The following is a 7,599-nucleotide window of genomic DNA, read 5'->3' as shown; positions in this document are numbered from 1 at the left end:
CCCGCCGAGCCGGGCCCCCGCCCCGACCTCACGCCCGAGGAGTCGCGCCTGATCGCCTCCTGGGACCGCGATCTGGACGCGCTCGCCGGAGAGCTGCTGCTGGCCCGGCGTGCCGTCACGGACGTACCCCTGCCCGCGACGCTGACCGCCACCCAGCTGCTGCGGCTGGCCGAGGACCCGGACGGGCTCGCGCAGGAACTCGCGCGCCCCATGCCGCGCCCCCCGCAGCGGGCCGCGCGCCGGGGCACCCGCTTCCACGCCTGGGTGGAGTCGCGCTACGAGGAGCTGGCGCTGCCCCTCCTGGAGCCCGACGAGCTGCCCGGCGCCGACGCCGAGATCGCCGACGAAGAGGACCTGGAGGCGCTCAAGGAAGCCTTCGAACGCACCGAGTACGCCCGGCGCACGCCGTACCGTGTGGAGGAGCCGGTCCAGGTCGTCCTCGCCGGCCGGGTCGTGCGCGGCCGGATCGACGCCGTCTACCGGGAGGGCGAGGGCGCGTCGGCGACGTACGAGATCGTGGACTGGAAGACCGGCCGGGAGCACACCGCCGACCCGCTCCAGCTCGCCGTGTACCGGCTGGCCTGGGCCGAACAGCAGGGCGTCCCGCTCCACGCGGTCACCGCCACGTTCCTCTACGTGCGCACCGGGGAGGCCGTACGCCCCCGTGACCTGCCTGGCCGGGCCGCGCTGGAACGGCTGCTCACGGACGAGTCCGGGACCGCCGACGGCGAGGGCGACGTGATCCAGCGCGCCCCCCGAGTGTGACGAACCGCCCGCCGAGGATGCGGTCGGGGGCCGATAGGCTCGTGAGCATGAGCCTGACCCCGGACAGCGCCGTCCGCACGTACATCGAGCAGCACCGCGCCGCCTTCCTCGACGACCTCACCGCATGGCTGCGCATCCCCTCCGTGTCGGCCCAGCCCGACCACGCGCCCGACGTGCGGCGCAGCGCCGACTGGCTCGCCGCGAAGCTGACGGAGACCGGTTTCGCGACCGTGGAGGTCTGGCCCACCGAGGGCGCCCCCGCCGTGTTCGCCGAGTGGCCCTCCGGCGACCCGGACGCGCCGACCGTGCTGGTCTACGGCCACCATGACGTGCAGCCCGCCGCCCGCGAGGACGGCTGGAACAGCGAGCCCTTCGAGCCCGTCGTCCGCGGAAACCGCCTCTACGCGCGCGGCGCCGCCGACGACAAGGGCCAGGTCTTCTTCCACACCCTGGGCGTCCGCGCCCACCTCGCCGCCACCGGCCGCACCGCCCCCGCGGTCAACCTCAAGCTGCTGATCGAGGGCGAGGAGGAGTCCGGCTCCCCGCACTTCCGGGCCCTGGTGGAGGAGCGGGCCGAGCGCTTGGCGGCCGACGCCGTGATCGTCTCCGACACCGGCATGTGGGCCGAGGACACCCCGACGGTGTGCACCGGCATGCGCGGCCTCGCCGAGTGCGAGATCCGGCTGTACGGCCCCGACCAGGACATCCACTCCGGCTCCTTCGGCGGCGCCGTGCCCAACCCGGCCACCGCCGTCGCCCGCCTGGTCGCCGCCCTGCACGACGAGCGGGGGCGGGTGGCCGTCCCCGGCTTCTACGACGGTGTCGTGGAGCTGACCGACCGCGAGCGCGCGCTCTTCGCCGAGCTGCCCTTCGACGAGGAGCGCTGGCTGCGCACCGCCAAGTCCCGGGCGACCCTGGGCGAGGCCGGACACACCACCCTGGAGCGCATCTGGGCCCGCCCGACCGCCGAGGTCAACGGCATCGGCGGCGGCTACCAGGGCCCCGGCAGCAAGACGATCATCCCGTCCGCCGCCCTGGTGAAGCTGTCCTTCCGGCTGGTCGCGGGGCAGGACCCCGACCACGTCGAGAAGGCGGTCCGCGCCTGGGCCGCCGACCAGGTGCCCGCCGGGATCCGCTGCGAGATCGACTTCGGCTCGGCCACCCGCCCCTGCCTGACCCCGCTCGACCACCCGGCGCTCCAGGCCGTGGCCCGCGCGATGGGCCGCGCCTTCGAGGGCCCGGTCCGCTTCACCCGCGAGGGCGGCTCCGGACCCGCCGCCGACCTCCAGGAGGTCCTCGGCGCCCCCGTCCTCTTCCTCGGGATCTCCGTCCCCTCCGACGGCTGGCACGCGCCCGACGAGAAGGTGGAACTGGACCTTCTCCTCAAGGGCGTCGAGACCAGCGCCTACCTGTGGGCCGACCTGGCCGAGAACTGGCGGCCCACGCCCTGACCAGCGGCACCGTGGGGAAGGGCGCCCCGGGCGAGAGGCACACTGGAGACACCGCCCCGCCCGCGCCCGACCCGGTGCGTCCCGTGCGCGTGCCGTACGTCCGCCCGAACCGATCGCCGAACCGAACCGCCGTACTGGGGGAGTTGGAAGCACCCGTGACCACCTGGACCGACGACACAGCCGACCGACCCATCTCGCTGACCGCCCCCTGCGGCATCGACCGCGCCGCCCACCACCGGCTGGACGAGGCCTGGCTCGCGGCGGCGTGGAGCCACCCCTCGACCCGCTGTTTCGTGGTCTCCGGCGGCCAGGTGCTCATCGACGAGACGGCCGACGGCCGCACCGAAGTCGTCATGACCCCCTCCTTCGAGGCGCCGCTCACCGAGGCGCACCGCTACTTCCTCGGCATCGACGAGGACGGCGTCGCCTACTTCGCGCTCCAGAAGGACGCGCTACCCGGACGCATCGACCAGTCCGCGCGCCCGGCGGGCCTGCGCGAGGCGGGCCTGCTGCTGTCCCCGCGCGACACCGCGCTCATGGTGCACGCGGTCGGCCTGGAGAACTGGCAGCGCACCCACCGCTTCTGCTCCCGCTGCGGCGAGCGGACCGTGATCGCCGCGGCCGGCCACATCCGCCGCTGCCAGGCGTGCGGCGCCGAGCACTACCCGCGCACCGACCCGGCCGTGATCATGGCCGTGACCGACGCGGAGGACCGGATCCTGCTCGGCCGCCAGGTGCACTGGCCCGAGGGCCGCTTCTCCACGCTGGCCGGCTTCGTGGAGCCCGGCGAGTCCATCGAGCACGCGGTGCGCCGCGAGGTCGCCGAGGAGGTCGGCGTCACCGTCGGCGGCGTCGAGTACGTGGCGAGCCAGCCCTGGCCCTTCCCGTCCAGCCTGATGCTCGGCTTCATGGCGCGCGCCACCACCACCGAGATCGACGTCGACGGCGACGAGATCTCCGAGGCCCGCTGGTTCTCCCGCCAGGAACTGCACGACGCCTTCGAGACCGGCACGGTCCTGCCGCCCTTCGGCATCTCCATCGCCGCCCGCCTGATCGAGATGTGGTACGGCAAGCCACTGCCGACGCGCAGCTTCGTCTGAGACGCGGCGCCGTCAGGGACATGGAGAAGGGCGGCCCCGCATCGGGGGCCGCCCTTCTCCGTCGACGTCGACCGTGTCAGGCCGCGAGCTTCTGCTTGACCTGGGCCAGCGAAGGGTTCGTCATCGTGGTGCCGTCCGCGAAGAGCACGGTCGGGACCGTCTGGTTTCCGCCATTCGCCTTCTCCACGAAGGCCGCGGACTCGGGGTCCTGCTCGATGTTGATCTCGGTGTAGGCGATGCCCTCCCGCTCCATCTGGCTCTTCAGCCGACGGCAGTAGCCACACCAAGTCGTGCTGTACATCGTCACAGTGCCCTGCATGTCTCTCGCGCTCCTCAGGCAGCTCGGAAAGGTCGTCCGGAGGGAGAACGCGAGGGAGTGCCCCGCCATTCCCATCGGGGGTGCACCGCTCCCACCAGGGCATTAGTACGACAATGAGGTCCCGCCTGTGGACAACCGCCGCGGCCGCTCCGGGCGACCTGGCAGCATGGCTGTGTGACAGCAGCAACGCACTCCCCCCTCTTCCCGCAGGTACCGGCCGTCCCGGACTCGGCCGACGCGGTGCTCGAAGGGCTCGACCCCGAGCAGCGCGAGGTGGCCACCGCCCTGCGCGGACCGGTGTGCGTGCTGGCCGGCGCGGGCACCGGCAAGACCCGGGCGATCACCCACCGCATCGCCTACGGGGTGCGCTCCGGCATCCTCCAGCCCGCCAGCGTGCTCGCCGTCACCTTCACCAACCGCGCCGCGGGCGAGATGCGCGGCCGGCTGCGCCAGCTCGGCGCCCAGGGCGTCCAGGCCCGCACCTTCCACTCCGCGGCACTGCGCCAGCTCCAGTACTTCTGGCCGAAAGCCGTCGGTGGCAGCCTGCCCCGATTGGTCGACCGCAAGATCCAGCTCGTCGCCGACGCGGCCGCCGGACTCGGCACCCGGCTCGACCGCGGCGAGCTGCGCGATGTCACCGGCGAGATCGAATGGTGCAAGGTCACCCAGACCATCCCCGCCGATTATCCGTACGCGGCCGCGAAGGCCGGCCGCGAGGCCCCCCGCGACCCCACCGAGATCGCACACCTGTACGCGGCCTACGAGGACCTCAAACGCGACCGCGCGGTGATCGACTTCGAGGACGTCCTGCTGCTCACCGTCGCCGTCCTCCAGGACCGCCAGGACATCGCCGAACAGGTGCGCGCCCAGTACCAGCACTTCGTGGTGGACGAGTACCAGGACGTCAGCCCCCTCCAGCAGCGTCTGCTGGACCTGTGGCTCGGCGACCGCGAGGACTTGTGCGTGGTCGGCGACGCCAGCCAGACCATCTACTCGTTCACCGGAGCAACGCCCGACCATCTGCTCGACTTCCGTGCCCGCCACCCCGGCGCCACCGTCGTCAAGCTGGTCCGCGACTACCGCTCCACCCCCCAGGTCGTCCGCCTCGCCAACGGCCTGCTCGCCCAGGCCCACGGCCGCGCCGCCGACCACCGGCTGGAACTCGTCTCCCAGCGCCCCTCGGGACCCGAACCCGGCTACACCGAGTACACCGACGAGCCCGCCGAGGCCGAGGGCGCCGCCCGCCGCATCCGCGAGCTGATCGACGCCGGCGTCCCGGCCGCCGAGATCGCCGTCCTGTTCCGCACCAACTCCCAGTCCGAGACCTATGAGCAGGCGCTCGCCGACGCCGGCGTCCCCTACCAGCTGCGCGGCGCCGAGCGCTTCTTCGACCGGCCCGAGGTGCGCAAGGCCGGCCTCGCCCTGCGCGGCGCCGCCCGCTTCGGGGGCAACGACTCCCGCCTGGACGACGTCGTGGACCTGCCCTCCCAGGTGCGTGCCGTGCTGTCGGGGGAGGGCGGCTGGACCATCCAGCCGCCGGCCGGCTCCGGCGCCGTCAGAGAGCGCTGGGAGTCCCTCACCGCCCTGGTCAACCTCGCCCAGGACCTCGCCGCCGCCCGCCCCGGCGCCACCCTCGCCGACTTCGTCGCCGAACTGGACGAGCGGGCGGCCGCCCAGCACGCCCCCACCGTCCAGGGCGTCACCCTCGCCTCCCTGCACGCGGCCAAGGGCCTGGAATGGGACGCCGTCTTCCTGGTGGGCGTCGCCGAGGGCATGCTGCCCATCACCTACGCCAGGACCGACGAACAGATCGAGGAGGAACGCCGCCTCCTGTACGTCGGGGTCACCCGCGCCCGCGAACGCCTCCATGTCTCCTGGTCCCTGTCCCGCTCACCCGGCGGCCGCCACAACCGCAGGCCCAGCCGCTTCCTCGACGGACTGCGCCCCGGCACCACCCCCACCGTCGGCCGCAGCGCCGGATCCGTCGGGGGCGTCGAGCGCGGCATCCGGGGCGTGGACGCCACCGCGGTGCCCCGGCGCGCCCAGCGCACCCCGGCCCGCTGCCGGGTCTGCGGCCGCACCCTCACCGACGCCGGCGAGATGAAGCTGATGCGCTGCGAGGACTGCCCCTCCGACATGGACGAGGGGCTCTACGAGCGGCTGCGCGAATGGCGCGCCGTCCAGGCCGCGAACAGCGGGCAGCCGGACTTCTGCGTCTTCACCGACCGCACCCTGATGGCCATCGCCGAGAACCGTCCGGACAGCCCCGCCGAGCTCTCCCGCATCCCCGGTGTCCTCAGCCGCAAGCTGCGCAGCTACGGAGCCGAAGTCCTGGCCATCTGTGCAGGTCAGGAGCTTGATGGTGAGATCGCGGTGGACTGATACGAACTCGTCGCAAAAATAGTTTGCGCACGCGCCGGGAATCCCCATAGGTTCTAGGCACGGAAGCAGCGGCCTTCTCCAAGGCCCGCCCTCCGTGATGTACTTGCACATACGAAACGGATCGGTTCACCGGTCCCAGAGACGCCGAGAGGAGGCGAGTCCAGTGATCAGCATCAACGTCAGCAACATCAGCACGGCCAAACTGACCGATCGCTCGGCCGTCTCCCTGTGCCTGCTCGGCGCCTTTGACCGGGGCACCGGTCTGTCCGGCATCCGTGCCGCGCACCCGGCGTCCTCCCTGCCCGTCGCGGGCCTTCCCGTCCGCGATGAGCGCAATGAGCGACCGACCAAGGCACTGGGAGCAGTAGAAGCACAGGCACATGCCTATGCCTTTACGGCGACTGGTGCCGGATTCCGGAAGCAGACGACGCAGCACCACCAGATGTGGGCCTTCCGTGGGCCAGAACCCTGGAGTTATCCAGCCTGATTCGATCAGGCCGGTGCCTTCAGGGCCGCGGAACCCCATCCGGGATCCGCGGCCCTTCAGTTTTTCCCGAACGGGAAGGACGACGCGAAGGGGCCTCGGGACAAGAAAAGAACCCGGTACCAGCCGACACCCGGTCAACCGGCCGGACGACCAGACGAGGAAAACCACCCGTGCAACTCGAAGCGCACGCCCCGTCCGTACCGCCTTCGCAAACGATCCCCCCGCCCGGCCTCACGGAGGACTCCACCTTGATCCCGCTCACCGCGCTCACCGCGCTCGACGACGCCATCGAGAACCTCGGCGTGCCCGTCCCGTGCCGCTCCTACGACCCGGAGGTCTTCTTCGCCGAGTCGCCCGCGGACGTGGAGTACGCCAAGTCCCTCTGCCGCACCTGCCCCCTGATGGAGGCCTGCCTCGCCGGGGCGAAGGAGCGGCGTGAGCCCTGGGGCGTCTGGGGTGGCGAGCTGTTCGTCCAGGGTGTCGTCGTCGCCCGGAAGCGGCCGCGTGGCCGCCCGCGGAAGAACCCGGTCACGGCATGAACACCGCAGGAACAATCGACCGTCCCCTCACGCACGACCCCAAGAAGCAGGCCCCGATGAAGCCGTCCACCAGCGAGCCCGCAGGCTCCGCGATCCCAGACTCCACCACCTCCGGCGCGACCGAAGCCCGCCAGAACAGGACCCGTGAGATGCAACTCATGCAAGAAGCCCTGGCTCGTGCGCATATGCACGACCGCCTCCATGACGCCCACCGGCAACGCCAGGCCACCCGCCTGGCCGTCGCCCAGCGCATGCAGCGCCGCGCCGAACGCGCTTCGCTGCGTGCCCGCCGTGCGCTCGCCATGGCCGTCATGCAGTAAATCCCGCATACGACGAAAAGGTGCTTCCCCGTGCGGGGCAGGACCCGAACGATGTGGTGACTCCCCGCGGGGGCCGGTCCGGCCGAACGGACCGGCCCCCGCGGTGCGTTCTGCGTGCCGCTCGCCGGGCGCGGAGTTATCGTCACCGGGTGACGAGTCTTCCCCCAGGAAGCGATCAGGGCGGCTCCGCGGAGCGCCCGGTCCCCCTCGTGTGCGCCCGCTGCGGTGTCCCCGCC

At 72.3% G+C, this 7,599-nt stretch carries 8 protein-coding genes; 7 read left to right on the top strand and 1 reads right to left on the bottom strand.

Annotated features, from left to right (window positions below):
- From CCN72_RS28430 to nudC, 3 genes are all read left to right on the top strand, one after another.
- Window positions 1-765, top strand: a 765-nt coding sequence (locus CCN72_RS28430) for a PD-(D/E)XK nuclease family protein (RefSeq protein WP_143664225.1), incomplete at its 5' end; no start/stop codon positions are given.
- Between the two features lie 47 nt (window positions 766-812).
- Window positions 813-2,216 (top strand): dipeptidase, encoded by a 1,404-nt coding sequence (locus tag CCN72_RS28425; protein WP_086810754.1) that lies wholly within the window; start codon window positions 813-815, stop codon window positions 2,214-2,216.
- Between the two features lie 155 nt (window positions 2,217-2,371).
- A complete protein-coding gene (nudC, locus tag CCN72_RS28420) occupies window positions 2,372-3,316 on the top strand; it encodes an NAD(+) diphosphatase (protein ID WP_086810752.1) in 945 nt (314 codons plus the stop codon).
- Window positions 3,317-3,392: 76 nt separating this feature from the next.
- On the opposite strand, the gene CCN72_RS28415 is transcribed toward nudC, so the two are convergent.
- Entirely contained in the window at window positions 3,393-3,635 is a 243-nt protein-coding gene (locus tag CCN72_RS28415; protein WP_037660088.1) for a mycoredoxin, read from the bottom strand.
- A gap of 174 nt (window positions 3,636-3,809) precedes the next feature.
- On the opposite strand from CCN72_RS28415, the gene CCN72_RS28410 reads away from it, so the two are divergent.
- From CCN72_RS28410 to CCN72_RS28395, 4 genes are all read left to right on the top strand, one after another.
- Window positions 3,810-6,017, top strand: a complete 2,208-nt coding sequence (locus tag CCN72_RS28410) for an ATP-dependent DNA helicase UvrD2 (RefSeq protein ID WP_208638120.1) — start codon at window positions 3,810-3,812, stop codon at window positions 6,015-6,017.
- Between the two features lie 163 nt (window positions 6,018-6,180).
- The gene (locus CCN72_RS28405; RefSeq protein ID WP_078967565.1) at window positions 6,181-6,504 is read left to right on the top strand and encodes a hypothetical protein; all 324 of its coding nucleotides are present in this window, start codon (window positions 6,181-6,183) and stop codon (window positions 6,502-6,504) included.
- Window positions 6,505-6,674: 170 nt separating this feature from the next.
- Window positions 6,675-7,043, top strand: a complete 369-nt coding sequence (locus tag CCN72_RS28400; RefSeq protein ID WP_037660091.1) for a WhiB family transcriptional regulator — start codon at window positions 6,675-6,677, stop codon at window positions 7,041-7,043.
- The gene (locus CCN72_RS28395; RefSeq protein WP_085566447.1) at window positions 7,040-7,363 is read left to right on the top strand and encodes a hypothetical protein; all 324 of its coding nucleotides are present in this window, start codon (window positions 7,040-7,042) and stop codon (window positions 7,361-7,363) included. Before CCN72_RS28400 ends, CCN72_RS28395 begins: the two co-directional genes overlap by 4 nt.
- The last annotated feature ends 236 nt before the right edge of the window (window positions 7,364-7,599 follow it).

It is taken from the genome of Streptomyces murinus, assembly GCF_002154555.1.
Classification (GTDB): domain Bacteria; phylum Actinomycetota; class Actinomycetes; order Streptomycetales; family Streptomycetaceae; genus Streptomyces; species Streptomyces murinus.
This window is presented reverse-complemented; position numbering and strand designations above follow the sequence as displayed.

Bases quoted from the DNA above. Each gene is read 5' to 3' on its own strand.
- CCN72_RS28415 (WP_037660088.1), bottom strand. From the start codon at position 3,635: ATGCAGGGCACTGTGACGATGTACAGCACGACTTGGTGTGGCTACTGC.
- CCN72_RS28425 (WP_086810754.1), top strand. From the start codon at position 813: ATGAGCCTGACCCCGGACAGCGCCGTCCGCACGTACATCGAGCAGCAC.
- CCN72_RS28395 (WP_085566447.1), top strand. From the start codon at position 7,040: ATGAACACCGCAGGAACAATCGACCGTCCCCTCACGCACGACCCCAAG.